Annotated in this window: 25 protein-coding genes; 7 read left to right on the forward strand and 18 right to left on the reverse strand. The window is 43.3% G+C overall.

Annotation, left to right across the window (positions count from 1 at the left end; translation table 11 throughout):
• Positions 1 to 50: 50 nt before the first annotated feature.
• From MSG37_RS18695 to MSG37_RS18705, 3 genes are all read right to left on the reverse strand, one after another.
• Positions 51 to 443, reverse strand: a complete 393-nt coding sequence (locus MSG37_RS18695; protein WP_248472181.1) for a metalloregulator ArsR/SmtB family transcription factor — start codon at positions 441 to 443, stop codon at positions 51 to 53.
• Positions 444 to 494: 51 nt separating this feature from the next.
• Positions 495 to 1,415 carry a permease gene (locus MSG37_RS18700; protein WP_248472182.1) on the reverse strand — a complete coding sequence of 307 codons (921 nt, stop codon included), beginning with the start codon at positions 1,413 to 1,415 and terminating at the stop codon, positions 495 to 497.
• A 242-nt stretch (positions 1,416 to 1,657) separates the two neighbouring features.
• Positions 1,658 to 2,590, reverse strand: coding sequence for a LysR family transcriptional regulator (locus MSG37_RS18705; protein ID WP_248472183.1), 933 nt, complete (start codon positions 2,588 to 2,590; stop codon positions 1,658 to 1,660).
• Between the two features lie 177 nt (positions 2,591 to 2,767).
• Between MSG37_RS18705 and trmL the strand changes: the two genes are divergently transcribed.
• Entirely contained in the window at positions 2,768 to 3,229 is a 462-nt protein-coding gene (trmL, locus tag MSG37_RS18710; protein ID WP_248472184.1) for a tRNA (uridine(34)/cytosine(34)/5-carboxymethylaminomethyluridine(34)-2'-O)-methyltransferase TrmL, read from the forward strand.
• 199 nt (positions 3,230 to 3,428) lie between these two features.
• Here the strand turns inward: trmL and MSG37_RS18715 are convergent, their stop codons facing one another.
• Both MSG37_RS18715 and MSG37_RS18720 read right to left on the reverse strand, forming a co-directional pair.
• The gene (locus MSG37_RS18715; protein WP_248472185.1) at positions 3,429 to 4,889 is read right to left on the reverse strand and encodes a pitrilysin family protein; all 1,461 of its coding nucleotides are present in this window, start codon (positions 4,887 to 4,889) and stop codon (positions 3,429 to 3,431) included.
• Positions 4,886 to 6,217, reverse strand: a complete 1,332-nt coding sequence (locus MSG37_RS18720; protein ID WP_248472186.1) for a pitrilysin family protein — start codon at positions 6,215 to 6,217, stop codon at positions 4,886 to 4,888. Before MSG37_RS18720 ends, MSG37_RS18715 begins: the two co-directional genes overlap by 4 nt.
• 278 nt (positions 6,218 to 6,495) lie before the next feature.
• Between MSG37_RS18720 and MSG37_RS18725 the strand changes: the two genes are divergently transcribed.
• The gene (locus tag MSG37_RS18725) at positions 6,496 to 7,164 is read left to right on the forward strand and encodes a flagellar brake domain-containing protein (protein WP_248472187.1); all 669 of its coding nucleotides are present in this window, start codon (positions 6,496 to 6,498) and stop codon (positions 7,162 to 7,164) included.
• A 66-nt stretch (positions 7,165 to 7,230) separates the two neighbouring features.
• Here MSG37_RS18725 and MSG37_RS18730 read toward each other — a convergent pair whose 3' ends face one another.
• From MSG37_RS18730 to MSG37_RS18740, 3 genes are all read right to left on the reverse strand, one after another.
• Positions 7,231 to 8,199, reverse strand: a complete 969-nt coding sequence (locus MSG37_RS18730; protein ID WP_248472188.1) for a hypothetical protein — start codon at positions 8,197 to 8,199, stop codon at positions 7,231 to 7,233.
• A 76-nt stretch (positions 8,200 to 8,275) separates the two neighbouring features.
• Positions 8,276 to 8,911: a class I SAM-dependent methyltransferase gene (locus tag MSG37_RS18735; RefSeq protein WP_248472189.1), complete on the reverse strand. Its 636-nt coding sequence runs from the start codon at positions 8,909 to 8,911 to the stop codon at positions 8,276 to 8,278.
• Between the two features lie 64 nt (positions 8,912 to 8,975).
• Positions 8,976 to 9,329, reverse strand: a complete 354-nt coding sequence (locus MSG37_RS18740; RefSeq protein ID WP_248472190.1) for a hypothetical protein — start codon at positions 9,327 to 9,329, stop codon at positions 8,976 to 8,978.
• 363 nt (positions 9,330 to 9,692) lie between these two features.
• Between MSG37_RS18740 and MSG37_RS18745 the strand changes: the two genes are divergently transcribed.
• Positions 9,693 to 11,819 carry a GGDEF domain-containing phosphodiesterase gene (locus MSG37_RS18745; RefSeq protein WP_248472191.1) on the forward strand — a complete coding sequence of 709 codons (2,127 nt, stop codon included), beginning with the start codon at positions 9,693 to 9,695 and terminating at the stop codon, positions 11,817 to 11,819.
• A gap of 253 nt (positions 11,820 to 12,072) precedes the next feature.
• On the opposite strand, the gene MSG37_RS18750 is transcribed toward MSG37_RS18745, so the two are convergent.
• Positions 12,073 to 12,666, reverse strand: a complete 594-nt coding sequence (locus MSG37_RS18750; protein WP_248472227.1) for a tRNA-uridine aminocarboxypropyltransferase — start codon at positions 12,664 to 12,666, stop codon at positions 12,073 to 12,075.
• 151 nt (positions 12,667 to 12,817) lie between these two features.
• Positions 12,818 to 14,020, reverse strand: coding sequence for a multidrug effflux MFS transporter (locus MSG37_RS18755; RefSeq protein ID WP_248472192.1), 1,203 nt, complete (start codon positions 14,018 to 14,020; stop codon positions 12,818 to 12,820).
• Positions 14,021 to 14,120: 100 nt separating this feature from the next.
• On the opposite strand from MSG37_RS18755, the gene MSG37_RS18760 reads away from it, so the two are divergent.
• A complete protein-coding gene (locus tag MSG37_RS18760; RefSeq protein WP_248472193.1) occupies positions 14,121 to 15,089 on the forward strand; it encodes a LysR substrate-binding domain-containing protein in 969 nt (322 codons plus the stop codon).
• Positions 15,090 to 15,248: 159 nt separating this feature from the next.
• Positions 15,249 to 15,605: a hypothetical protein gene (locus MSG37_RS18765; RefSeq protein ID WP_248472194.1), complete on the forward strand. Its 357-nt coding sequence runs from the start codon at positions 15,249 to 15,251 to the stop codon at positions 15,603 to 15,605.
• Positions 15,606 to 15,638: 33 nt separating this feature from the next.
• Here MSG37_RS18765 and MSG37_RS18770 read toward each other — a convergent pair whose 3' ends face one another.
• From MSG37_RS18770 to MSG37_RS18780, 3 genes are all read right to left on the reverse strand, one after another.
• Positions 15,639 to 16,919 (reverse strand): hypothetical protein, encoded by a 1,281-nt coding sequence (locus MSG37_RS18770; protein ID WP_248472195.1) that lies wholly within the window; start codon positions 16,917 to 16,919, stop codon positions 15,639 to 15,641.
• A 279-nt stretch (positions 16,920 to 17,198) separates the two neighbouring features.
• Positions 17,199 to 18,617: a DUF4145 domain-containing protein gene (locus MSG37_RS18775; protein ID WP_248472196.1), complete on the reverse strand. Its 1,419-nt coding sequence runs from the start codon at positions 18,615 to 18,617 to the stop codon at positions 17,199 to 17,201.
• Between the two features lie 135 nt (positions 18,618 to 18,752).
• Positions 18,753 to 19,490, reverse strand: coding sequence for a hypothetical protein (locus tag MSG37_RS18780; protein ID WP_248472197.1), 738 nt, complete (start codon positions 19,488 to 19,490; stop codon positions 18,753 to 18,755).
• Between the two features lie 176 nt (positions 19,491 to 19,666).
• On the opposite strand from MSG37_RS18780, the gene MSG37_RS18785 reads away from it, so the two are divergent.
• Both MSG37_RS18785 and MSG37_RS18790 read left to right on the forward strand, forming a co-directional pair.
• Positions 19,667 to 20,185, forward strand: a complete 519-nt coding sequence (locus MSG37_RS18785; protein ID WP_248472198.1) for a DUF2780 domain-containing protein — start codon at positions 19,667 to 19,669, stop codon at positions 20,183 to 20,185.
• A gap of 256 nt (positions 20,186 to 20,441) precedes the next feature.
• Positions 20,442 to 20,909, forward strand: coding sequence for a TerB family tellurite resistance protein (locus tag MSG37_RS18790; protein ID WP_248472199.1), 468 nt, complete (start codon positions 20,442 to 20,444; stop codon positions 20,907 to 20,909).
• Between the two features lie 117 nt (positions 20,910 to 21,026).
• On the opposite strand, the gene MSG37_RS18795 is transcribed toward MSG37_RS18790, so the two are convergent.
• From MSG37_RS18795 to MSG37_RS18815, 5 genes are all read right to left on the reverse strand, one after another.
• On the reverse strand, positions 21,027 to 21,317 hold the full coding sequence (locus MSG37_RS18795) for a cytochrome c3 family protein (RefSeq protein WP_248472200.1): 291 nt from the start codon (positions 21,315 to 21,317) through the stop codon (positions 21,027 to 21,029).
• A 21-nt stretch (positions 21,318 to 21,338) separates the two neighbouring features.
• Positions 21,339 to 22,280 (reverse strand): cytochrome c nitrite reductase subunit NrfD, encoded by a 942-nt coding sequence (gene nrfD, locus MSG37_RS18800; RefSeq protein WP_248472201.1) that lies wholly within the window; start codon positions 22,278 to 22,280, stop codon positions 21,339 to 21,341.
• Complete coding sequence (locus MSG37_RS18805; protein ID WP_248472202.1) at positions 22,277 to 22,960, reverse strand: 4Fe-4S dicluster domain-containing protein; 684 nt, start codon at positions 22,958 to 22,960, stop codon at positions 22,277 to 22,279. Before MSG37_RS18805 ends, nrfD begins: the two co-directional genes overlap by 4 nt.
• 14 nt (positions 22,961 to 22,974) lie before the next feature.
• Positions 22,975 to 23,445, reverse strand: coding sequence for a multiheme c-type cytochrome (locus MSG37_RS18810; RefSeq protein WP_248472203.1), 471 nt, complete (start codon positions 23,443 to 23,445; stop codon positions 22,975 to 22,977).
• An 83-nt stretch (positions 23,446 to 23,528) separates the two neighbouring features.
• Positions 23,529 to 24,020 (reverse strand): DUF2726 domain-containing protein, encoded by a 492-nt coding sequence (locus MSG37_RS18815; RefSeq protein ID WP_248472204.1) that lies wholly within the window; start codon positions 24,018 to 24,020, stop codon positions 23,529 to 23,531.
• Between the last annotated feature and the right edge of the window lie 467 nt (positions 24,021 to 24,487).

Raw genomic sequence — 24,487 nt, forward strand, 5'->3', positions numbered from 1 at the left:
ATCTCTCCAGCAAAGTTTTCGCCATTTTAAGCTGATATTAGCCTGCCAAATCAGCCCAATAAACCCAACCACACCTCTGAATCTGGGCCGACAACACATTCACCGTCAACTCGTAACGACATACGTAATCGGCAACGGCGGGTGACTTCTTTAAACTCGTCATCCGGTAACTGCCTAACAGAATCTACTAACGCTCGGCAATGAGCAGCGGTTTGCTCTTTTAGGGTGTAAAAAACCCATTTGCCCTTTTTTTCATGGTTCAGTAGTCCAGCGCGATACAGCATCTTTAAATTGCGCGACACGTTATATTGCGTGTCACCAATAATATCCATCGCTTCAGCTACTGCCATACATTCATCGACGTGCAAAAATAACCAAAACAAGCGCAAGCGATTAGGCTCAGACAATGCTTTTAGCGCATCAATATACTTTTCATCGATCATGCAATTACCTTTTCAACAAAACACGCCACTCAACTGAGTGGCGTGACGTCTTTATACAACATATTGGAAGATAGCACCGCCAATTATCGCTGTAATTAATACAATGCCCACAAACGCGATGACCGCTTTGCGCTTTAGTACCGCAGATACTAACGCGATTTCAGGCAAACTAGCACCTGTACCACCAATAATTAATGCTAAGGCAGCACCTAAACCCATACCTTTGGCAATTAGCACTTTAAGTAATGGAATTGCCATTTCGATACGTAGGTACAGCGGAATACCAATCAAAGAAGCAATAACAATCGAGCCAAAGCTATCACCACCAACATATTTCTCTACCATGTCTGCAGGTAAATAGGCCGCTGAGAAACCGCTGATTGCCGCGCCCAATAATACGTATGGAATAATGCGCTTAAATAGCGACCATGCACCTGCCATGGCGTTTTTCATTCTTGAAGCTGACGTCGACACGCCGCCACAGGTATTGGCTTTAGTACCGCTACAGCCTTTGGCTTTAGTGCCTTCTAGTTCATCACCACGCTTAATCTCATTTCTCCACGGAGACTTAGAGATCAAATAACCACCCAGTACCGCTGCGGTAAAGGTAATTAGGAAATAGATCACTGTGATCTTCAAACCAAAAGCTGCGTAAATCATTGCCAATACAATGAAGTTACACAAAGGCGCTGAAATAATAAAACTCATTACAGTACCCAGCGATGCGCCCATCGAGGCCATGCCCATAGTCACTGGCACTACAGCAGCGCTACAAAATGGGGTCAACATACCAAACAGTGCGCCTAACAACGAGCCCCACTTTTCGTGTCTAGTTAATGTCTGTTGCAGTCTATCTTGCGGAATATATTCGCGCATGATGCCGGTTAATAACGACACAATTGCAATAATAACCACTAAGCCTTTGGCTACATATAAGAACTCGTTTAACGCTATAACTAATTTTGCATCCACTTTCACAATCTCTATCAATGACAAGTTTGCGGATCGTACGCACACATGCGCATTTGTGCAAGTGTGATTTTAGAGGTATTTGCAGGAATAAAATATAATGATTAAAAACAAGGTATTAAATGAGCACTATGAAATAACAGAATAAGTAGCAATTAAAGAAAAAAGCGTAAGCTAGTGCCAATGGTGGCGCTAGCTTGGTGTAAACCTTCGAATCGAAAATTAGATTCAAGGTCAAAAAGAGTCTACTCGAACTCCGCACGAGTAAACTCGACTAACTGTTGATACAGCCATTTATGGGCCGGATCATTAATACTTTGTTTGTGCCATACCAAGCTATAGGCCACCTCGCCATAATCCAGTGGTAACGGTTTAATAACTAAACCTTTAGCCTGCAGGGCAGTTTCAGCCCAGCGACGCGAACAGGTAAATAATAACTCACTGTGATGACATAAGAGCGCCGCACTGCCAAAATCAGCAACTGAAATCGGCACCGCGCGGTTTAATTGTTGCTGGGCGAGCAGCATCTCGAAAAATGGTGTATTTAAGTCAGTATCGCTAATGCCAACATGGCTGTAACTAAGGTAATCATGGATGCTTAGCAGCTCTTTACTTGCTAACGAGTGCGATGGATTCATCAGGCACACCATTTCATCGTTAATAATGGTTTGCCACACTAATTCATGCTGCAAAATAGGCGGCTGGCTTCTGTCGTGGGGCAAGACGATAAAATCTAAGTTGCCTTTAATTAGCCCCTCAAATCCGACACTGTCTTTAGCCAAAATATCTAAACGAATATTCGGTGCTTGATTAAGCACATGGGCGCAAAATTTAGCGGCCAACAACTCAAAGGTACTTTCGCGCATCGCCAATGAAAAACGCCCTTCGTATTGAGCCGGGTTAAACGCCTCTTGAGTCACCAATTGATTCATGTCATTGATAATTTGATGCACGCTTGGGCCAAGTCTGCGGGCTAATGGCGTGGCCACTAGCTTGTTGCCGTGGCGATAAAACAGTTCATCATCAAGGCTTAACCTAAGTTGGCTTAAGGTTTTACTGACTGAAGACGGGCTAAGACATAAACGCTGGGCGCTATCGGTAACGCTCAAGGTGTCGAGCATGACATGTAAAGTGATCAGATGTTTCATACTGATCCGTGAAAGTTTAGCGAGATCCATAGCCCTGCCTAAAACCGTGCATTCATAAACTGGAATATAGTCCTAAAATAGGCAATAGCATAAGGTTAAGCCCCGTAATCACGAGCTAACTCACGCAACTCTTTAGCTGCAGCACTATTTTCCGCATCGCGGTTTTTACCGTATAATCTCCGCTCACCAATTTTTAGGTAGGCTAGCATGTTTCATATCGCGCTTTACGAACCGGAAATCGCCCCAAATACCGGTAATATTATCCGTTTAATCGCCAACAATGGCTGTCATCTACATCTTATTGAGCCATTAGGTTTTGATTTAGAAGATAAAAAGTTGCGTCGCGCGGGTTTAGACTATGCCGATTTAGCCAATGTGACCCACCATAAAAACTTCGATGCGTTTCTTGAAGCTATGGCAGGCAAACGCATTATGGCCTGCACTACGAAAGGTAGCCGCCCGCACTCGGAGCTAACTTTTAAGCAAGACGATGTGTTGCTATTTGGCCCTGAAAGCCGTGGTTTACCAGCTGATATTATTGACTCAGTTCCAACGGAGCAGCGCCTTCGTATTCCTATGATGTCTACCAGCCGCAGCTTAAACCTGTCGAATGCAGTAGCCATTATCAGCTACGAAGCTTGGCGTCAGCTAGATTACGCCGGTATTTAACAGCGTCTAGAACATGTTCCAGACACAACGCGAAAAGCTGTCCATTCGTGGGCTAGTTTCTGACATAAGTGTTCTCGACATAAAGCATAAGCTGTCCTTCCATGAACTAGTTTTGCCATAAGTGTTCCAGACACAAACAAGCCGCGATAATCGCGGCTTTTTGCTGGGTTCACTGACACGATTGCAGCACTAAAGGTAGTTAGCCACCAAAGCCCACGTCAGTCATATTCACTTGCTTCACCTTGCCGTGCTCTTTGGCAATTGGCGCGATTTTGGCTGCATTACCAATAATCACAAACTGCAGGTTGTTTTTCGGGAAGTAAGTGTCGATTAAACGCTTCGATTCCTCTAACGTTAAGCCGTCAACCTTAGCTTGAAACTCATTAATAAAAGCGTCGTCAAAACCATACAGGTACATGTCAGACATTAAACCTGCTAGCTGACCGCTGGTTTCGTACTTAGGCGGAAACTGCCCTTTTACATAAGCCTTAGCTGAGTCTAAGGTGACTTGATCTAACCCTTGTTCCCAAAGTCTGGCATAGGTTTTTAACGCAAGATCTATGGTTTCTTTAGTGGTAGCGGTTTGGGTAAAGGTACTGATTTTAAAGGTACCTGACGCCGAATATGTACTGAAGCCTGAACGTGCGCCATAGGTTAATCCGGCATTAACTCGTAGCTCATCGTTAAGCCATGAGGTAAAGCGGCCACCTAAAATAGTGTTAATAACGGTTAAGCCTACAAAGTCTGGATTATCGCGGCTAATGCCCATGCCACCAATCAAAAATGTAGTTTCAATGGCATCAGGCTTGTCTACTAGCAATACATCCGCTGCATCTAACTTAGGTAAGCCTTTTGATAAGTCTATAAGTGCAGCTGGCTCAGAATCTTGCCAGTCGGCGAATAAGCTTTCTAACTTAGCCTGCATCTTTGCGGGCTCGAAATCCCCGACAACACTAATAGCGGTATTTGATGGTTGGTAAAAGCTCTTATGGAAAGCACGTAGCTGGTTAACCGTTAACTCAGTTAGTGAATCACGATTACCCGATGTGGCGTTGCCATAAGGGTGATCAGCAAAAACTAGCTTGTCGTAGTAACGATTAATCACGGCGCGAGGGCTTTCTTTAGCTTGTGATAATCCTGCAATTTCTCGCTGGCGCAGCTTATCAAATTCACCAGCATCAAAGTCTGGCGTCACTAATACATCTTTAATCAGCGGCAGCATTTTATCGGCGTCTTTCGCCATAAAGTCACTACTAATACAACTGCCTTCTTTACCTGCGCCGCTGTTTAAGCTGGCCCCTAAAAAGTCGACCTCTTGCTCGATTTCCAGCTTAGTTTTACCTGCCGCGCCAAGCATAAGACCTGCCGCTGTTAGCTCGGCAACGCCAGAGGTGGTGTCGTTTACTGCACCAGCTCGTACAGTGGCATTAATAGTGATTAGCGGCACTTCACGTTGCGGCATCATATATACGGTTAAGCCATTAGAAAGCGTGACTTGCTGATAGCTAGGCACACTAAAACTCCCCGTATCGACTGTTGCTGGTGCTTGAGTTGCAGCGCAACCTGAAAGGGTTAACGCGCCTGCAACGGCAATGGCTGTGAGTAGCTGTTTAGGTTGCATAAACGTTAGCCCACCTTGGGATGAATTTAATGTTTTCATTGGTCAGCCTCCTCTTCTGCAGCCAGCACAGCGACTGTGCGATTTGAACGTTTTAAGTAAGTTTGTGCTACACGCTGAATATCTTCTGGCGTGACTTTGTTGTATTGCTCCGGCGCATTAAATAGTTTGTCGTAGCTACCAAAAAACAGCTCATAGGTGCCTATGGTATTCGCCTTACCATTAATCGTTTCCATGGTGCGATAAAAGCCCATTAACTTTATGTTCTTCACTTTTTCAAGCTCAGCAGCTGTAACACCCTCTTGAGCTACTCGTTTAATTTCACTGAGCATGGCATCTTCAAGCTCTGGCGCTGTTACGCCCGGATTAGCTACGCCCATGACATAGAACAAGTTAGGGTCAAACGACATCGGCATATAGGTATCAACCTGAATGGCTACTTGCTTGTCGACCAAGCCTTGATACATGCGCGAGCTGTTGCCTGTGGTTAAAATTGATGACAACAGATCCAGCGCATAATAGTCACTATTAGAGGTAGCAGGTACATGGTAGCCCAGCATCACATTCGGAGTGCTGACAGAAGCTTTTTGTACAAACACGCGGCGCTCACCTTTTTGCAGCGGCTCAACGGTTTTCACTTCTCTTGGCGGTGCTTGCGCTGGAATAGGCGCAAAGTATTTATTGGCTAGTTTTTTTACTTCAGCCAGCTTTACATCACCAGCAATCACCACTACTGCGTTATTCGGTGCATAGTAAGTTTTGTGGTATTGAGTTAAATCATCTAGCGTCCAAGCGGCAATATCTGATTCATGGCCAATCACCGACCAGCTATATGGATGCGCTCTAAAGGCTGCGCCTTTTAATTCTTCTTGGATCACTCGCCAGTTTGAGTTTTCAAGCCCGGTTAAGCGCTCTGATGCAACAACGCCGCGCTCGCTCTCTACCATCTGCTCATTAATATCGAGATTTTCGATGCGATCAGCTTCAAGATCAAAAATGGTTTCAAGGGCGTTGGCGGGGAACCAGTCGGTATACACGGTGAGGTTTTCTGTTGTGTATGCATTGTTAGCACCACCAGCGGCTTCCATTGTACGGTCGAACATCTTAGGGCCGTATTTTTTAGAACCGTTGAACATCATATGTTCGAAAAAATGCGAAATACCGGTGATCCCAGGCACTTCATTACGGGAGCCAACTTTCCAGAATAAGTACATATTGGCATTAGGGATAGAACTGTCTTCTAACACCATAATTTTCATGCCGTTATCCAAAGTAAAACTTTGAATATCTTCAGCTTTAGTGGCGTGAGCCATCGGCATTGCCATTAGCAAGCCAAGAGACATAAACAATGCCTTGGTATAGCGCTTCATTATTCGCTCCTTGTTTGAGCACTGCCGTCCTATCTAGTTTTTACGTTTCTAGAAAGCACGACAGCCTAGGTATAACTTCGATAAATACTGTTCTTACAATAAGATTTCGCGATGAAATCCGCGTCCATCAAAAAGCAAATCAGCGACAAAATCAAATTAACGACACAAATATTTGTAACCTAAGGTAAACAAGTAGTAACAAAGCCGTAATGGAATTTTAGTTAGCCGTTGTTTTATGCTAGTTTCAAATGCTAATTCATTGAAAGTTAGGCCGCCGTATGCCATCAGAAAAGGACTTCAAAACATTAGACTCGCTCAACTGCAATACCGAAGTGCATTTGCAGTTACTCACTCCCACGCAAACCATACGCCTGCGTAGTCGCTTAATTGGTGTCGATCCCGGCCGTGCGGTGATTTTATCCTTAGGTAATGACAAAGCCTGGCAAGGCGCCACTTCGTTTCTGCGTGAACGGCAAAGCGTGGTCATTCGAGTAGTAAAAAGCGATGAGCATGATGCCAATATCTTGGCCTTCAGAAGCACCATTCAACAAGTAGTGAGCTCAACCGGACGCTGGCTCATTATTACTTACCCGCGCGAACTACAAACTGTATCGCTAAGGCAGCATTCACGGGTACCGATTAACATTAAAGCCAGTTTAACGGCGATTGATTCGAGCGAAGTGATTGCCAGTGGATTCTTAAAAGATATCTCTATTAAAGGTGGCGCATTTGCCGCAGAAGCCAGAAGTAATTTTATTATTGATAGCCAATTCAAGTTGAATGTTGAGCTCGATGACGAAATACTGACGATTGCTGTTACCTTAAAAAATCAGCAAGAGCTCGAGCCACAATCAGGTTTAGCTCAGTACGGTTTTGTGCTCGATACCGAGGAGCAAGAAACAGAAGCGCTAGTGCAAAAAGTGGTGTTGCATCATTTAAATAGCTAACCGATATTATCTTGCATAAAAAAGCCACTCAGTAATCAATTGCAGAGTGGCTTTTTTGTACTGTATTTATTGCTGTAGAAAAACCTGCTCAATTTTCTGTAATAACTGTGGCGATTTCAGCTCAGTTTCTTGGGTCATTAACAACGAGAAGTTTTCTGCAATAATCTCTTCTGGGTGAATAATGTAGTTGGTGTTACGACCAATCTGTTTAAAGAAGCCCTTAAGCTCGGACACCTTAACAATTTGCGGATTGTTAGCATCATAGATATTGGTGCTCGCTTGTTCTGAGTCACCCACAATCACAAAATTAAACTCAAGATAATCAAAGAACTCGCCGCCTTTTTCTAGGCTATATTGCGGCTCTGCAGAGTAAAGAATAGGCACGGCCCACACTAATTTGTCTTGGTAGCTGACTCGAATGGCAAAGTCATTTACTGGTGCATCTGGATTAGTGATCTTTTGTCGCTTAAGTGGTGTTGGGAAACTAATTTCTCCCACAGGATAAAAACCAATGGCTTGATACAGTTTTTGCTTTATATCGGGATTATGGCGAGAAAAAATGTGCAGTAATTCATGGGCGACTAATCCGGGTAAGCCCGCTTCATTGGCAATCTGCTTCTGCTGCAAGATAATCGCTTGGCCACGAGTATAAGCTGCACCGCCCTCTTCTAGGCCTGTGGTCTTAATCAACTCGATAGGCTTGGGCAAATCAACCTTCAGCGCCGTTAATTGCGGTAATATTTGCTGGTAAGCTTGGTTTACCGCCGCTTTCTCAGCGTCGCTCCAATCTAAGGTTTGGGTCGCCACAAACGCCAGATATTCAGTTTTACTTGGGTCATCGGCGCGCTTCATACGAGACGCCATATCAAACGGGCTAATGCCACGAACAAAGTCGTCTTCTTGAGTTAACACTGAGGCGGCCTCGGTCTTAGTTAAAAACGAAATGGCCTCAGTTGCAGCCCAAGTTGTCCCCGATAGCAAAACACTTAAGCAAAACAACATGCCATAGATGAATGCCGATAATATTGCTTTCATACTGCTCATTCCTTTGTTCATATTTTGCCACCGACTATAGCAAGTTGTAGCCACAAGACGACAGTGCTATATGCTTTTAGCGTTTGGTAAATAGCACAACATCATTACCTAGCACTTCTAGCGCCCAACCATATTGCTGTGCAATCCACTCAAAGGTGTCTGTTGAATAGAAATTAATATGGGTTAAATCATTTTTGTAATGCCATTTGCTAAATGCTGTGACATCAGTGACTCGCTTGGTCATCACCAGCAGTATCGACCCAGGCTTTAATAAACTATCGAGACGAGTTAATAGTGCTTGGGCATCAGCCACGTGCTCAATCACCTCGGTCATGGTGATGAAGTCATATTGCTTGGCCAATTTTTCAGGCTGGTTAAAGTAGTAAAGATCGTAATTGCTGATCTCAAAACCTTGCTCAGCAGCCATTACACTTATGGTCGGCCCAGGGCCACAGCCAAAATCGAGTCCACTGGCATTTTTATCGACTCGCGCCAATACCGGATCTAACGCTCGTGATAAAAACTTGCGATAACCTAGATCATTGGCATCGTTTTGGTGCTGATCGTAAATCGCTTTTTCATCTGCAGCATTAAGCAGAAATTTATTCGGTACGCTGACCAAGGCGCAATGCTGGCAGCGCATATAGTCTCTAAATTTATCTTGGTGAAAAAGCTGCAGCTCTGGCTGCTGGCACAACGGGCATGTACTCAATGATTATTCCTGCAATAACTAAAATAGGTTTTAAATCGCGGCTCTAAGCCTAAATAAACGGTCATTATGGCTTGGGGATCTTCCGCTCTTTATTTGCCGCTTCTTGCGCTTCACGCAGATACTTTTGCTCTCGTGACTCACGTTGCTTAAATTGCTGTTGGGCTTTTTGTTTTTGCTCGCTTTCCCACTCCCCGGATTCTTGGCGTTTTAATACCTTTTTCTCTCGCTCTTGGGTTTGCATTGCTGCATCACGTGCCTTTTGTAACTGTTCTTGCTCAACTTTTTGCTTAATATCGTCAGCCTGTTCAGACAAGGAGTTAGCTCTTTTCAGCTCAGGCTCGCCTGCATTGACTAAAAAGCAGCAACTGGCCAATGTTATGGCAGCCATAATGCGGTGTATTAATCCAAATGTTGTCATAGCAGCTTCAATCCTTTTTATAAGCAACTTGTATCAGTGAATATTCTAACAAACTCATTAACAATCAGGTTGAGCTTTTATCTTGCGAGACAAAAATAACTCGAATGCCATAGCAGCTGTGTTGAGCGGAATGATCCGACGCAATAATTAACTGCTTTTTTTCACCAAATACGCGGCAGATATTGCGGAAATTATCACTCTTTTTGGCGTAAATGTTCTCTAGATTCAATTTTGTTACATCTTAATTGTACAAAGCGTCAAATAAATGTACTTTTGACGGTATATGACAAAAAATCTATTTAATCGATAATTTTATCATCAACATTCAACCTTGAATAATGTCATGCCAAAAGGGAAGAGAGTATGAGCGTTTTAATGTGGTCCAAATTATACTCACGTGTAACGGCCACTGACCCCACATTAGTTGAGCAACTCAAACTCTGGCAACAACCTTCTGATGCAACTGCATTAGCAATTATTCAAGGGCAACATTTTGTTGCTGCTAACTTGCCTGCACTCAATTATTTTGAGAGCCAAGAACAAAACTTCCTCCATGCTACGCCTTTTGATTTCTCTCCCCGCATTCAGTCGTCTGGGAAAAGCAGCGTAGAGTATGGTCAGCAAATGCTTAAGCAGGCAACTAAAGGCGAAACAGTCTCTTTTACTTGGCTACACATGAGTCAGCAAGGTAAAGAGTTACCAACCATGCTGTCTTTCTATCCTGCACAGCTCGATGAAAAGCCGGTGATTATCGCCGCATTTCAGCCGATGGACAGACGTAAACGCAGCCGGGTAACCATCAGTAATGGCTTTGAAAGTTTACCCAAAGAGCTGATGTCGATTACCCTCGAGGACAGCGCTGAGGCCGTTTATATCACAGATGAAAACAGCCTGATCTTAGCGGTGAATAAGGCTATGTGCCGAATTTGTGGCTTTAGTGCTGAACACCTACTGGGAAAAACGCCTACCGAGCTAAAACTTGAATTAGACGACTCTCGCTCGCCATCGACTTACAAAAGAAGCTGGCAAGGTGAGGTCTGGAAAGCGCGTTCTGATGGTTCAACATTCCCAGCATGGCAAAGTTGTCGCCGTATTTTTGCCGACGAGCAGGTGTTTTACGTCAACTTGTTTAGCGATATTAGCGAGAAAAAGGCGCTTGAAGCTAAACTCACTCAGCAAGCTATGTACGACAAACTGACTGGGCTACCTAATCGCTTTCATCTGATTAAAATTTTAAATACCGCCATAGCCAATATTAAGCACTCACCCGATCTGATGGGCGCGTTAATGTTTTTAGACCTGAATGGCTTTAAGAACATTAATGATAGTTTTGGCCATTCAACTGGCGACAAAGTATTGCAGTTAGTTGCAGCTCGTTTAGAGACCTGCTGTATTGAAAATGCTGAAATTGCCCGCCTTGGTGGTGATGAATTTACTTTGGTATTACCACACTGCCAGAATAGAGAAGAAATTGAAGCTTTCTCTGAACTGGTATTGTCGTTATTCGAGGCGCCATTTGAGATCAACGGCCAAAAATTCTACCTTGGTACGAGTATCGGCATTTCTCTGTTTCCACAACAAAGTGCTGAGCCGAATAAGCTATTAAGCATGGCCGATACCGCTATGTACTCAGCAAAGAATAGCCCAAGCCATATTCGCTTTTACAATACAACCATTCGTGAAGCGGCAGAGAGAAAACTACATATTTTGAATGATTTGCGCCATGCTCAAAGCCTAAGACAATTTAGTTTGGTATATCAAAGTGTGGTTGATCTTGAGTCAAATGCTACCATTGGTGTTGAAGCGCTACTGCGCTGGCAGCGCGCTAACGGTGAGATGCTAGAGGCACGCGACTTTTTGCCACTACTTGAAGAAACCGGCTCTATGATAAGTGTTGGCCAATGGGCATTTGAGCAAGCTTGTCTACAAATGGTTGAATGGCATCAAAACTATAATCCAGAGCTAAAAATTAGCGTCAATATATCGGGTTCCCAACTTGAGCACCCTGACTTTATCAGCATGGTAGAAAATACACTGGCCAGAACTCACCTACCTGCAAGCGCCTTAGTAATAGAAATAACGGAAAGTGCTTTGATACGTCGCCCGGCACTGATTAGCAAGGTATTAGGCCAGCTTAAAGCAATGGGTATTAGTATCGCGATTGATGATTTTGGCGCAGGGCTTTCTTCCTTAAGCAGAATAGCAAGTTTGCCTATTGATGTGCTGAAAATAGACTCGGGCTTTGTACAGCAAGTCGATAGTATACAAGGGCAAAACCTATGCCGCGCCATAATTCAACTCGCGCAAACTTTAGGTATAGACTTTATTGTTGAAGGCATCGAAAACCAACACCAAAGAGATACTCTTCTATCTATGGGTAGAGGTATGGGGCAAGGTTTTTATTTTGGTAAGCCAGCAAAAGCACAGCGCTTTTCAGCGCAAGTATTTAGCGAAGTCATAGATAGTGTAAGCAAGCGCCACCTCGCTTAATAAAGTAGCTACGCCAAGCACGCTGAATAGATTATTCAGTGTCGCTCCCTGCAAAAGCTCGTGCCGGCGTAGCCACGTTTATCACCTAAAGGCGATAAACGTATTAGAGCTTATTTAAGATGAAATTAGCGTGATTACAACGAGATTTCTTCTAGGAAAAACCATTCTAAATCACAAAAGCACACATCAATATTTGCACCCGAGCTTAACCACTTTATTGGCGTATTACCACTAAAAATATCAGCTTTAAAAACTAACGATATCTCGCTCTAACCTCTGCTGGCATAGAGGCTAATCGCTGCTCAACCATAGCATTTAGTGCATTAGTTAATGGCGTGACATTGTGGTTATTATCAATCGCTTTGAGCATCATGGCCGCCGCTTCTAACGTTGATAAGCTATCACTGCGACTCGCTTTACGAATGGTGTAATTAGAGGCCGAATCTAAATCAAGATGCAGCGCCGGATAAGCCTGCAGCCAAGGATTTAACTGCAACAACTTGTAGGCCTTACGCCAAGTGCCATCAAGAAACAGCAATATCACATCTTGTTCCACTTGCGTCTGATTGGCGCAGACGCTGGTGTCTGACGGATAAACTAAATATACAGGCTTATTTGCCTGCGCTAGTTGCGCACGAAGCTCAGCAAAATCATCAGCATTCTCACCAACAACGACTTGGGTGTCTTTAATAACCAACTCTAATAAACGCACACTATTTTTGGCATGCCCTACTTCACTGGGATCTTGCAAAATAATCAGCGTAGGTTTGACCTGCATAGGTTCAATGCTGGCGCACAAACACGCATTGTGCGGGTAATGGCAATTTGGGCAGTTGGGACGAGACACAAAACCTCTAAAAAATAACAAATGATGATCAGCAAAGTTTAGCTGACCAACAAAATAAATAATATGGAAACACCTCTTGGTCATAATAAAAAGCCCACATAGGTGGTTAATCTATGCAGGCTTAGGGTGAATCATTGAGAGCAGATAGCGCTTAGTAAGCGTGCTGCTCTTGATGCCAGTGATCTAACTTTGGCATTGCCATTACCACGAGCAGTAGGCTAGTCAAACCGCCCATCAATAGCGCTACTGCGTATGGTGCAGGCAAACTTGTTTGCTGCACTAATGCCGCCAACAAAGATGCGCCACTCATTTGAATGAAACCTAACATTGCAGTTGCAGTACCCGCTCTTTCACCAAAAGCTGACAGCGCCATGCTGGTTGCAGGCCCAAGTAATAAAGCAAAACCAATACAAAGCAACATCATAGGTAGCATGTAGCTATAAGCTGCCACCAGTCCTGCTTGCGGACCAAATACTTGCACTGCAACCTGTGATAACGCAGAGGCCAGCATCAATACTAGAGCAGTTATAACGGTTGGTCGGTTACCCAGCTTTTTAATCACTAGCGGTGCAGTGAAACAAGCAATGATATTAACTGCAGCGTTTAAACCAAATAAGCCGCTAAATACCAACTCTGACACACCAAGATGACCAATCAACCAAACCGGAGCGTAGGATACGTAGCTAATAATTGCTGCCATACCCGCCATACATGCAAGGGCATAGAACACAAAGTGTGGATCAGAAATAACCGGCTTATAGCGCGCCCAGCGGTATAATGGGCCATCACTTGACGTATTTTGTGGACGAGTTTCTGGTAACCGTAAAACCACTAGCGCCAAAACGAGCAAGCCATATAACGCCATAAAGATGAAATTAGATCGCCAGCCAAACTGCAGTGCCAACATACCGCCCAGAGTCGGTGCAAGTGCCGGAATAATGCAGATCATGCCGTTTAGGTAACTGTAATAACGTGCGCCCTCTTTAGGCGAGAAACAGTCTCTTACCGCACTGAACACCACAATTGAAGTCGAGCATGCCGCCAAGCCTTGCATCACACGAGCAATCTGCAACCAATGAAACTCTGCTGCAATTGCAGCAAGCGCACTGCTAATGATGTAAAAAACAATACCGCCTAAGGCAACAGGGCGACGACCATAACGGTCGGCAAGCGGGCCAATTAATAGCTGACCAGTACCCATTGCAAACAGGAAAAGCACTAACGTTGATTGAATTTCACTCGCAGACACGGAAAATTCAGCAGCCATCGCAGGCATAGAAGGAAGGTAAATATCAATGGCCAGGGGACTTAAAATCACCAGTGGCAATAAAATGGGTAACAAACTGCGGCGCATTATCTTTCTCTGTATTTGGAAAACAGCGCTATAGTAGTCAATCTATGGTATGAACAGAAATGATATTATTTCCATAATGAATTTCCACTGAGGAATATCTTTGAAACTTGATAATCTAGCCCGCATCGACCTTAACTTGTTAGTTATTTTACAGGTACTTATAGAGGAAGAGAGTGTTACTCGAGCTGCAAGCCGCTTACACGTGAGCCAATCAGCCTTAAGCAAAAGTTTAAACCGCTTACGAGAAACCTTAGGTGATCCGTTATTTTTACGAACCGCCCACGGACTAAAACCCACAGCCCATGCGGTTCAGCTTGGTAAAATGCTGCCGCAAAGCCTGCAAGGCTTATATCAACTCACCTTACCGCCCAACTTCACAGCGCATAACAGTACCCGCCAGTTTGCTTTTGCTATGGTTGAAAGCGCATATGAAACCTTAATACCTTATTTTATCGGTACTTTGCTCAACCGCGCACCTAACTTGAAGTTAGAAAGCTTTGTTTGGAACGAGCACTCTATTCAGGCATTGCAGCAAGGGCAGATCGACTTTGGGATTTCAGGGCGAGAGCTGCACCCACAAGCCGCTTTTCAAGTGGACCGCTTACCTGAAGGGATAGCTCATCAAACACTATTTACCGATCATCAAGTGTGTTTAGTACGCCAAGATCACCCAATTATCTCTACCATTGCTGCTGGGCATTGGGATCTAGATATCTACCTTGATATGTCGCACGTGCAGGTTCGCTGTGAGGGTAATGACTGGTGGGCATTAGACTATCACTTAGCTGAACTTGGCCATCACCGCCAGCTCAGCACCATAGTGCCAGATTTTTATGGCGCAGCTAGCGTATGTGCCCATAGCGACCTAATCTTTACCTTACCTTCTAGTTTTGCCAAACATGCTCAAAAACTATACCCGTTAGTGGAGCTAGTATTACCATTTGATTTTATCCCACTGGCTTATGTACTACTTTGGCATGAGCGTAACAGCGATGACCCGGGGCACAGATGGGTGAAAGAGATTATTTGTGAGAGCGTAGCTAACGCATTGGCTGCTGATAAAAGATAGGGCTGCGTACGTAAGATGAAGCTTTATTAACGTGATCTTAGCGTAAATAGTCGGCAAGATAATTATCAGGTAGCAACAAGCAACACGAATAGATACAAATGATTCAGTCTACATTCATCTTATTCGTGTAAGCTGATACCAAGATATTTGGGAGAACATATGATTTATAGCCAATTTCAACACAATCCGATGCAACACCGCTTTTCAGGCACTCGCGGCTGGTTAGCATTCGTTATCGGCTTAGCTTTTATGACGCTAGCACTGGTTGCACTGCCGTTTTTACTGCTATTTGGCGCAATAACATTTATCGCATTAAGCCTATTTGGCCGAGTATTTTTAAAGCGCCAACTTGCACGCTTTCAAAAGCAGCAAGCTAGCCAAGAGTTTCATAGTGAAGCGTTTCAAGAATCACAATTCAAAGAAACGGCATTCACTGAGAGTATGTTCAAAGAGTCTAAATCGACTGCACCTCGTCAAGGTCGCACATTTGAACACAACCCTAATGAGCCAGTGTAATTCTCATTAAATTACACCACCAGACCTACAGCATTAAACCTGTAGGTCTGACGCGTTAAGAGGCCGAGATAACAAGGCCTCGAAACGTGTCCATTTATCAGTTCGGTTGTTTGCTCTTGCTTCAACCCAAGCAGCCACAGCATCTTCACCCACGTTGTAATTAATCACATACGCTCGATTATGCAGAAAAAACTGCACCCGTTGCTTTGCCCGCGACTCTGGGAATAACGCCCCTTCAACCAACATCTGCTCTGCTGTATCTGAGTCGACACAATTATCTGTTAACTGCTGACAAACGTAGTTTTCGTAATAAGTTAGCTGCTTGACCAGTTTTAGCACATTATGAAACAGAGCTAGATCACCACTTAGTCCTGCCAACGGCATCAATACGTCCCGCTCAAATGACAGCACTTCTTCATCTGACATAATCAAACTTAATGCGTAATTGGCACTGCCTTCTGATAAGTAAGAAATCGGGCTATATAGAGGGTAGATGGCGTACTCTAGCCACTGTTTAGTATCCACTAGCTTTTGCTCTTGCAACACGTTAAATACGTGATGTCCGGGATAACCTTCGTGAGAGGCAAGTTCTAGATACCTCTCAATGCCTAACGGCTGATCTTGGTTTAACTGAATTAAGCTATGTGAGTTACCTTTGTACCAGTTATAAGCCGTCCACACTTGATCGTTTACATATTCAATCTCAAAACTCTCATGTGCAGGTAGCTGCATATGCAGATTGGTAATATTTCGTGCTTTCTCAACCGCAGCACTGAAAACAGCCGCAGCCTTATCTTTGGGGACAATAAACTGAGACTTAAACTGATTAAAACGCGCTGACAGCGCGCCCTCACCGGGCACCAACCGGTCAATTTCAGCTAATAGTTGTTGATGATGTAATTCACCTTTGCCAAAGAGGCTAGCTGTCACAGGGGTGTCATACAAAGCAGATGCTTCGCTACTAAAGCTAAGCTTATTGCCTTGTAAAATAGTGAGATAGGTCCCAATTGATGACCACTGCTGCTCAAGAAAGCGTCCGCGTATCACCAGTTCTTCTGTCGTGACTTTTTGCAAGATTTCTGTAAGCTCGCTTGCACCAGATTTATGCAGTTGCAGTAGCTCAGAGATGGGTTGCCAGTAGGTTTCTTTTTGCCACTGCTCGGGACCATAGTAAGCATCAACGTAATAGCTATCGTGCTGGCCGACTGCTAACGCTAAACGAACATAACGCTCTGCAAACTGATTTAATAGCTCTTCTTGTGCTTGCGGACTTATGACTTTAATTTTACCTTGGGCGGGTTTAGTGTGTGGCAAAAGCGCTCCTTGCTAGTCGGCTGTAAGTCAAAACAGCAAAGAGTATACATTATACAATCATTAAGGTCGATTGACCCAAGCTTGGGGGTGGCGCTTCAGGTTAGATGCTTTAATCTAGTGAATAGCACAAGCTGTACTGAAAGTTACAGCTGCTATGACATTGCGGCATATTGGATGGCAAGATAATCGCGAACTAGCATGAAAATAATTCGCGATAACCAATTACATTACTGTCAAAAAACACTGTAATTAGTGGCAAGAGTTGCCGCTAACCTTATTCTAAGTCGGCTCAGATAATAGCTCAGCCGCTTTATGCAACGATACCAGCTCGTCTTTAGAGGTTGTAACGGCCAACACCGCATCAACCTGCTGGGCGAGCGAACGCCACAAAGGTAACAGCACATCAAGCTCCGACTGATTACAGCGTTCGCGGGCCATCTTTAATAACGCTGCAGCAGAGACCACGTCAATACGCCCTAAAATACCGTCAGCAAGCGCAATGCTCAGCTCTATCATTGCCGGTACGCTATGGCCATATTTAATCACTTCGCGTAGATAAGCCTCAGCTTGCGTAAAGTCTTGCCCCAATACAGAGTCTTCGTGCAGCATACTTTGTGCGCGCGAGAACATCGCATCAAGCTGCCCCTGCTCTGCGGCTTCAGCCATCCAGTGAGCGCCCTTAACACTGTCTTGCTCACAGCCCTCACCGCGCGCCAGCATTAAAGCCAAATGATATTGAGCATGCGGGAAGCCCGCTTTAGCTGCGCGACTAATATATTTATATGCTTTGGTTAAATCTTGCTGTTGATAGTAAAGCACGCCGAGATTAGCCATGGCCTCAGATTGCTCAAGCTTGGCCGCTTGAGACAAAAACTTCTCCGCAAGCGTTAGATCTATCGCAAACTGCTCAGTACCCACAAGATAGAAATAACCAAGCAGCGCCATCGCGTTGGCGATACCTGCGTCAGCAGCCTTAGCAATAGCTAGCTCACCAGCCGCCACATCAGTCTCACCGCTATAGCCATGGATCAGTGATACGCCGTGCTCATACAAAGCATTCAAGTCTTTACCCTGCGCTTGTGCAAACCAGTAACTGGCTTGTTTAAGTGATGCGGTCGAACGATCTTCAACTGCATCTTCACCACTGCCTTGTAATGCCAGCTCTTGCTCACGTTGCATTAATGCGCGGGTCTTTAACGCCATGCCCACCAGATACTGTGACTCTGGATCACGCTCCATAACCGCACGATAGCAAAGATCGCGACCGGCTAAAGAGTTTGGCTCTTCAAAATAAAATTCAGGCTTATCTTGCTTAGTTACACCGGCAAATAAAGATTCCACCAATGCCAAAAGCTGCTTAATGGAGCGCTCACTTAATTGCTGTAATTGCTCTGGTGTCAGGTGATATTTTTCTGGATGGGCGCCGCGGTTACCGTCAGCCCTTAGCTTATGTAACGCTCGCGTTGTTTTAACGTCGATAACTCGACGCTGATTAAGCTGCTCAATGCGGTCGTATAAATTGGGGCTTTCAAAGCGTATTTGCTTAGGCTCAGCAAGCAAGCTAGTTAGCTTATGACTAAAGCTACGTACATGCAGCAATGCCTGAGTTGGTACATCTTTGACGTAACTTTTGGCCTTGCGGTAATCTTCACCTAATTCAACTGAGAACAGATTGACGAACTCGATATCGTTCAACAAGACTTTTACCTCTAATCACAACCTAAACAGTATCGCGACTTAGCCAGCCGCACTTGTCACGAAACAGGCTAACCTTGTAACGATTCACATATTCAAAATCGCTACAAGGCTGACGAAAACTAGCTTTAACGCTAGTTATTCCTCTTCAGTTTCAACGTTGCCAGGCGTTGTAGGAGTTGGACGTGACACCATATATAAACGGAACAGCGCGACGTTAACGAACAGACCAAAAAACGCGACAATTACATCGCCAATTAGCTTTAATGGAATACCACCAAGCTCAGTAATTTGCGCTAACACGCCGCCAAATAGCGACAGTGGAATATAAAGTAAGAAAATGGCCATGGTTTTAAATGCAATTGGTCCACTAAAACTAAAGCTGCGCTTAATGGCTTCCAATGGGGTCAGTCTTTCCACAACCACCATAAAGTTGACGAAAGCAAGACGTGCAAATAGATAAACCGAAGCCACTAAACCAATCACACCTAGCATAGGGTTCACGGCCATTAGAATAAAGACTGGCGCGAGTACCGCAAGGCCAGAGAACACACCTGCAAGTAGCAAGGCTGGCACAAAGTTAAAGCTGGTTTTTAAGATCATACCGTTACTTGGGCTATGACCTTGAGAGCGAATTTCTAAAAATAGCGTCAATGCGGCAATTAAAAATGAAAACACCAACAACAGCGCCATCATAGCAACCATATGGCTAGTGCCAAATTGCGGGTTTTCTAGATCAGCAGAGCTAATTTCTAAACTTAGCCATAATTGTATGCCAACTTGCACAAACAAAATTGGCACAAACAAAAATGCTAACTGACTAATATTATTCTTAAAAAAGTTAAAAGCTTGAGTCAATATGTCTGACAGTGGCATAGGGCTTTCCAAAAGATAAAATTCAATTTCATGAGTTAGCGCTAAGGATACCCAAGTTTATAAGTGAATGCACAATTGAAATCACCAATTAGTTAACCGCTGAACACAAAAAAAATGCAAACAGATTGTTAAAAACGCTAGACTAGACAATATATAAACTACTAAGGATAGCCGCGATGAAACTTACCACTGCATGTTTGCTTGCCATAAGCGCACTATTAACCGCTCCAGCTAGCGCAGGAATTTTAGATCAACTTGGTCAAGCGACCGACAGCAAAAAACAACAAACTGAACAAGGCGAGTCTTCCGATCTTGTTGGTAGTGTTATGTCGCAACTAGGTTTAAGCCAAACTCAAGCTGAAGGTGGTTTAGGTAGTCTATTATCACTTGCGCAAAGCTCTCTAGGCAGCAATGACTTTAGCTCAATCGCAAACTCTATTCCTGGTGTTGATGGACTACTAGGTGCAGTGCCAGAACTCGACGGTGACTCAGGTATGTCGGGATTGCTTTCAAAAGCTGGCGGTCTAGGGGAGTCACTACAAGGTGGCGCTATGGTTTATGATGCTTTTGAAAAACTAGGGATCTCCAAAGAGTTAGCAGCGCCTATGATTGATATCGTCAAAGGATATTTAGATACCAACGGCAGTGCTGGGACATCAGACATGCTAATGAAAGGTCTAAGCTCAATCCTATAGCTTTAAACTTTGCAGTTGACAGTTAACAATACAAGGCCATTGCGAGCTCTGCTTCGATGGTCTTATATCTAAAACTCACAAATCACCTATAAACGCTACAGTGAAAAGCTCGCTCCACCAGCTGAAATTAATGTGCTTAAAAACACTCTCAGCCGCACAACATCTTATACTGATTAATATGTAGCGGAACTCTGCTAACAAAAAATGCTCTAAATAGCATAGACATCAATCAAGCTCACCGATTTAGGAGCCCTTTATGCTGGCAAAACTAAAACAGTTTTTTGGTAACCCAGATACACCATTATCTGATGAAGAACGCGCAGAGCACTTAAATCTTGCTGCTGCGAGCTTACTGATAGAAGTTGTGATGGCAGACGAAAGCATGTCGGATAACGAGGCAAAATTACTCCCAACTTTGCTAACCACTACCCTAAATCTTGACGTTAACGACGTTGAGAATTTAATCAACGATGCCAAAAAGTCACAGCAAAAGTCCACGTCTTTGTACGAGTTTACCCAAGCAATTAACGACAACTTCAATATCGAACAAAAGCAGCAACTCATCTTGGCGATGTGGCAACTTGCGTATGCGGACGGTCACCTTTGCCAATATGAAGATCAAATCATTCGTCGTACTGCCGAGCTTTTCTACCTGCGCCACAGTGAGCTAATTCAAATGCGTAATATTGCAATGGAGCAACAAAATAAAAAGCCACCCTTTTAGTAGAGTGGCAATTTAGCTTGAGCGGCAACAAAAACCATTCTAAACACATGAATATTAAGACAAAGTACCTATACGGAACCCAGTAAATTAGACGCTCTTGTTAAGATTATCGTTAACTTAGTGGCAATTCGCACAACTATCATTTGCCGAAGCTTCTTCATGTACTACATGACAGTCACTACAAGTAATGATTCCGTCATGCTGAGTATGCATTTCGCCTTCTAATTCTTTCAATGAACCGTGACAGGTAATACATGCCTCATTTTCAAAAGCCATATCTGATGAAGGTGCGCCCTCAGCATGACAAGACTCACATCCGGCCATTTCAGTATGAGTATCAGCAACCGATACAGCTGTTGCGGCGGCAGAAAAGCTTAATAAAACGGTTAACCCTAAAACTTTAAGCATTGTTAAACCCTCATTAAATAGTTATGCAATCGTCATTTGACCTGTATAGAGAATAAAATTACGTAGCAACAACACTCCCATTAAGCTACAGCTCGCTGTAACCGCCACATATGAGAACTTGCGCTTGGCTGACGCCTTCATAAACAGGTTAAATGCAAGTGGCATACTTAAACCTACCACTACCACTCCAGCCCAGAAGATCCATCCCCAGAAACCTTCACCAATAGCAGCTAATGCAGCTACCTGACTTTGACCGCCAGTTAAAATAAGCCCCGCGAAGAAAGTGAATAACAGTACGATCTCCAACAAGATAATTGGGATCTCGATGTTGTGGATAAAATGCACTTCTTTACCATCAGGATTACCATTTAATAACACTCCACCTAATAAGGTTCCCGCAGCTCCAGAAGATAGACCTGAAATCAAGAATAATAACGGTAACACAGGGTTATTCAGCATTGGATACGTAGTCAGTGCTGATAATAGGAAGCCTGTATAAGCACCTAAAGACAGTGCGAGCATAACGAGTAAGCCTGTAATCGTAGCTTCATACTTAGCTATCGCATTAAAGGTTTTACTCACAATAGGCCAACGACCATTACACCAATTCAGCACTGGGATTTTAAACACGCATGCCAACCAAGCAAAAAGTGCAACTTGATAAACCATCAATACTGCAACACCAACAGACATCACCGATGTTGGGTTGTAAAACACCAATATTTTCCAAAAATCGAATGGCTTAGTAAGATCTATTACTAAGATACCGAGACCTGCAAATACGGCTAAAGGTGCAATCAAGCAGGCAGCTTGCACAAATCCAGATTTATATGCATCACGACCTAACTTAAAGTGCTTAAGCAATACAGCAAAACAGATAGCGCCTGCAGAGATACCCGCAAGAAATAGATAGATAGCAATAGGCCAAGGCCAAACTAAACTGTCAAAATGGAATGGACTCATAGATTTATCTCCCCACCTTTAGCTGCGATACGGAACACTTTCGGTCTAGTACCCAAGTCAGTTTTAGTTCTATAGCTTGGAGCCGACTTTAAAACTTGAACAACTTGCGACTCGGGGTCACTAATATCCCCGAAAGTTAACGCCTTCGTTGGACAAGCATCGACGCAAGCAGGCAGCAAGCCTTCTTTAAGGCGAGTTTCTTTACAGAAATCACACTTATCGGCAGCTTTAGTCACAGGGTGAATAAATCGAATTTGATAAGGACAAGCAGCGATACAGTATTGACATCCAACACACTTCCACTCATCTACACATACAATACCTGTTTTGGGATCTTTGTAAGCAGCACCTGTTGGGCATACCTTAACGCAAGGAGTATCATCGCACTGCTGGCAAGATTTGCGAGTGAAACGAAAATACTGATCAGGATACTCACCAAAAGGGCCTTCTCGTTCAATTTCAAGACGACTAACGCCTTCAGGAACCTGATTAACCTCACGACAAGCGATAGAACAAGCATCACAACCGATACATTTTGTTTCATCGTGAACCAGGGCGTATTTACAGGATTGTTCTACTTTAGATCCCGCTTGATCTTTTGCGGTCGCAATAGTAAAGCCAGAGGCTCCTACAACAGCAGCACATGCGCCTTTTAAAAATAATCTTCTAGAGTTAGACATATTTAATTCCCCAATTACTTAGCCACATGGCAATTGCTGCATAACTCACTGCGCTCTTTCTCAGAAACCCCAACTATTGGGTCTTTATTAGGGTGCAATAAATGGCAGCTAGCACAATTCACTTTATTTGAGTGAACATCATGACTCCAATCATCTTGTGCTAAAACTTCATGGTCGTGGCAAGCCAGACAGCGCTGAGTTTGCGTATTTGCATCTGCAGCAGACTTTTCACTAAATCCCACTAAGTTTGAGGCTTTTCTTGGGTGTCCCTCTTTCTCACCATGGCAATCCTGACAGCTGATATCCAAAGCGTTATTGGCGTGAACGCCTTGCATTACTCCATTGCGCTTGTGGCACATAATGCATTGTTTATTTTCATTAATTTTAAATTCTGCCGCGATCGACTGAATAGAAACGGTTGATGCTGCAACTACGAGAAGAATGCTCATTAACACTGGAGCTGAATATTTGAATAGTCTGGACATGAAGCGTCCTCACATTACTAAGTGATAAAATAAAAGAGAGCTGGAATTTGGGTGCTGATATTTAAATATCAGCACCGGTGAAACTATGCGACTAGAGAGTTTTTAATCAAATTAACATCGCAATCATTCTTAGCAAGGTGGAGGACTTTAACGCCCATCTTTGCCAATGTTGCATCGATAAAACGATTATTCTCGTCCGAGTTATGCTGAGGGTCAGTGATTACAAGTTTGACTGCTGACGATTGATTATCCACTAATACATAGTCAAGATGGCAGGCTTGTAAGTAACTATGAGCATCTTGCTCTTTATCATCTTTATCAACATCGCAAAGGCTATCTAATGTTGTACCATACAGAACATTATATTTATCCTTAGCCAAAGTATTTAACTTATTTACGAAGCTAATAGGTTGATTGGTTAACGTGTTAGCTTTTAATTTAATACTTGAATTAACGAACTCATTCCCTTTAAAAAACTTTATGCATGTCATTGTAAATGTCACTAAAACAAATGGAACAACAAGAAACAATACAAAATACATGAAAGCATAACTAAAAATTACAGATGCACTCATAACGACCTCCAAACTTACACTTCATTTATTTAAACCCATATTTAACGCACACCCAGTATTGTTACTTAGATCCTTTCAAACATTGATTCAAATCAATTATTACCATACAACCAGATTATTGTTCATTAAAACTAAAAGACTATCTAATTAATGAAATCAATAATCTAAAAATACAAAAATGGAATGTCTAAATTTCAAAATTTAATTTTATGAAAACCTTAAGTGCTTTGAGTAATTACAAAAAACAGATCAAAACATACAGCTATCGAGTAAAAAAACACACATCAGAAGCATTTTTAACCAAAAACAAACAAAATGTAGCTTTTTGACACCAAACAAATTCCTTTTGGGGCTCACCTAATACCTAAGCCACATTCATCGCAAATAAAGAGGTATGTCCAATTTACATATTCTATATTTAATATGAGAATAACTTATTAAGTGACCTACGCATCAATTTTAAAAAG

The sequence above is a fragment of the Shewanella sp. 1CM18E genome (genome assembly GCF_023161665.1).
In the GTDB taxonomy this organism is placed as follows: domain Bacteria; phylum Pseudomonadota; class Gammaproteobacteria; order Enterobacterales; family Shewanellaceae; genus Shewanella.

Bases quoted from the DNA above. Each gene is read 5' to 3' on its own strand.
- MSG37_RS18695 (WP_248472181.1), bottom strand. From the start codon at position 443: ATGATCGATGAAAAGTATATTGATGCGCTAAAAGCATTGTCTGAGCCT.
- MSG37_RS18705 (WP_248472183.1), bottom strand. From the start codon at position 2,590: ATGGATCTCGCTAAACTTTCACGGATCAGTATGAAACATCTGATCACT.
- trmL (WP_248472184.1), top strand. From the start codon at position 2,768: ATGTTTCATATCGCGCTTTACGAACCGGAAATCGCCCCAAATACCGGT.
- MSG37_RS18715 (WP_248472185.1), bottom strand. From the start codon at position 4,889: ATGAAAACATTAAATTCATCCCAAGGTGGGCTAACGTTTATGCAACCT.
- MSG37_RS18720 (WP_248472186.1), bottom strand. From the start codon at position 6,217: ATGAAGCGCTATACCAAGGCATTGTTTATGTCTCTTGGCTTGCTAATG.
- MSG37_RS18725 (WP_248472187.1), top strand. From the start codon at position 6,496: ATGCCATCAGAAAAGGACTTCAAAACATTAGACTCGCTCAACTGCAAT.
- MSG37_RS18730 (WP_248472188.1), bottom strand. From the start codon at position 8,199: ATGAAAGCAATATTATCGGCATTCATCTATGGCATGTTGTTTTGCTTA.
- MSG37_RS18740 (WP_248472190.1), bottom strand. From the start codon at position 9,329: ATGACAACATTTGGATTAATACACCGCATTATGGCTGCCATAACATTG.
- MSG37_RS18745 (WP_248472191.1), top strand. From the start codon at position 9,693: ATGAGCGTTTTAATGTGGTCCAAATTATACTCACGTGTAACGGCCACT.
- MSG37_RS18755 (WP_248472192.1), bottom strand. From the start codon at position 14,020: ATGCGCCGCAGTTTGTTACCCATTTTATTGCCACTGGTGATTTTAAGT.
- MSG37_RS18765 (WP_248472194.1), top strand. From the start codon at position 15,249: ATGATTTATAGCCAATTTCAACACAATCCGATGCAACACCGCTTTTCA.
- MSG37_RS18780 (WP_248472197.1), bottom strand. From the start codon at position 19,490: ATGCCACTGTCAGACATATTGACTCAAGCTTTTAACTTTTTTAAGAAT.
- MSG37_RS18785 (WP_248472198.1), top strand. From the start codon at position 19,667: ATGAAACTTACCACTGCATGTTTGCTTGCCATAAGCGCACTATTAACC.
- MSG37_RS18790 (WP_248472199.1), top strand. From the start codon at position 20,442: ATGCTGGCAAAACTAAAACAGTTTTTTGGTAACCCAGATACACCATTA.
- MSG37_RS18795 (WP_248472200.1), bottom strand. From the start codon at position 21,317: ATGCTTAAAGTTTTAGGGTTAACCGTTTTATTAAGCTTTTCTGCCGCC.
- nrfD (WP_248472201.1), bottom strand. From the start codon at position 22,280: ATGAGTCCATTCCATTTTGACAGTTTAGTTTGGCCTTGGCCTATTGCT.
- MSG37_RS18805 (WP_248472202.1), bottom strand. From the start codon at position 22,960: ATGTCTAACTCTAGAAGATTATTTTTAAAAGGCGCATGTGCTGCTGTT.
- MSG37_RS18810 (WP_248472203.1), bottom strand. From the start codon at position 23,445: ATGTCCAGACTATTCAAATATTCAGCTCCAGTGTTAATGAGCATTCTT.
- MSG37_RS18815 (WP_248472204.1), bottom strand. From the start codon at position 24,020: ATGAGTGCATCTGTAATTTTTAGTTATGCTTTCATGTATTTTGTATTG.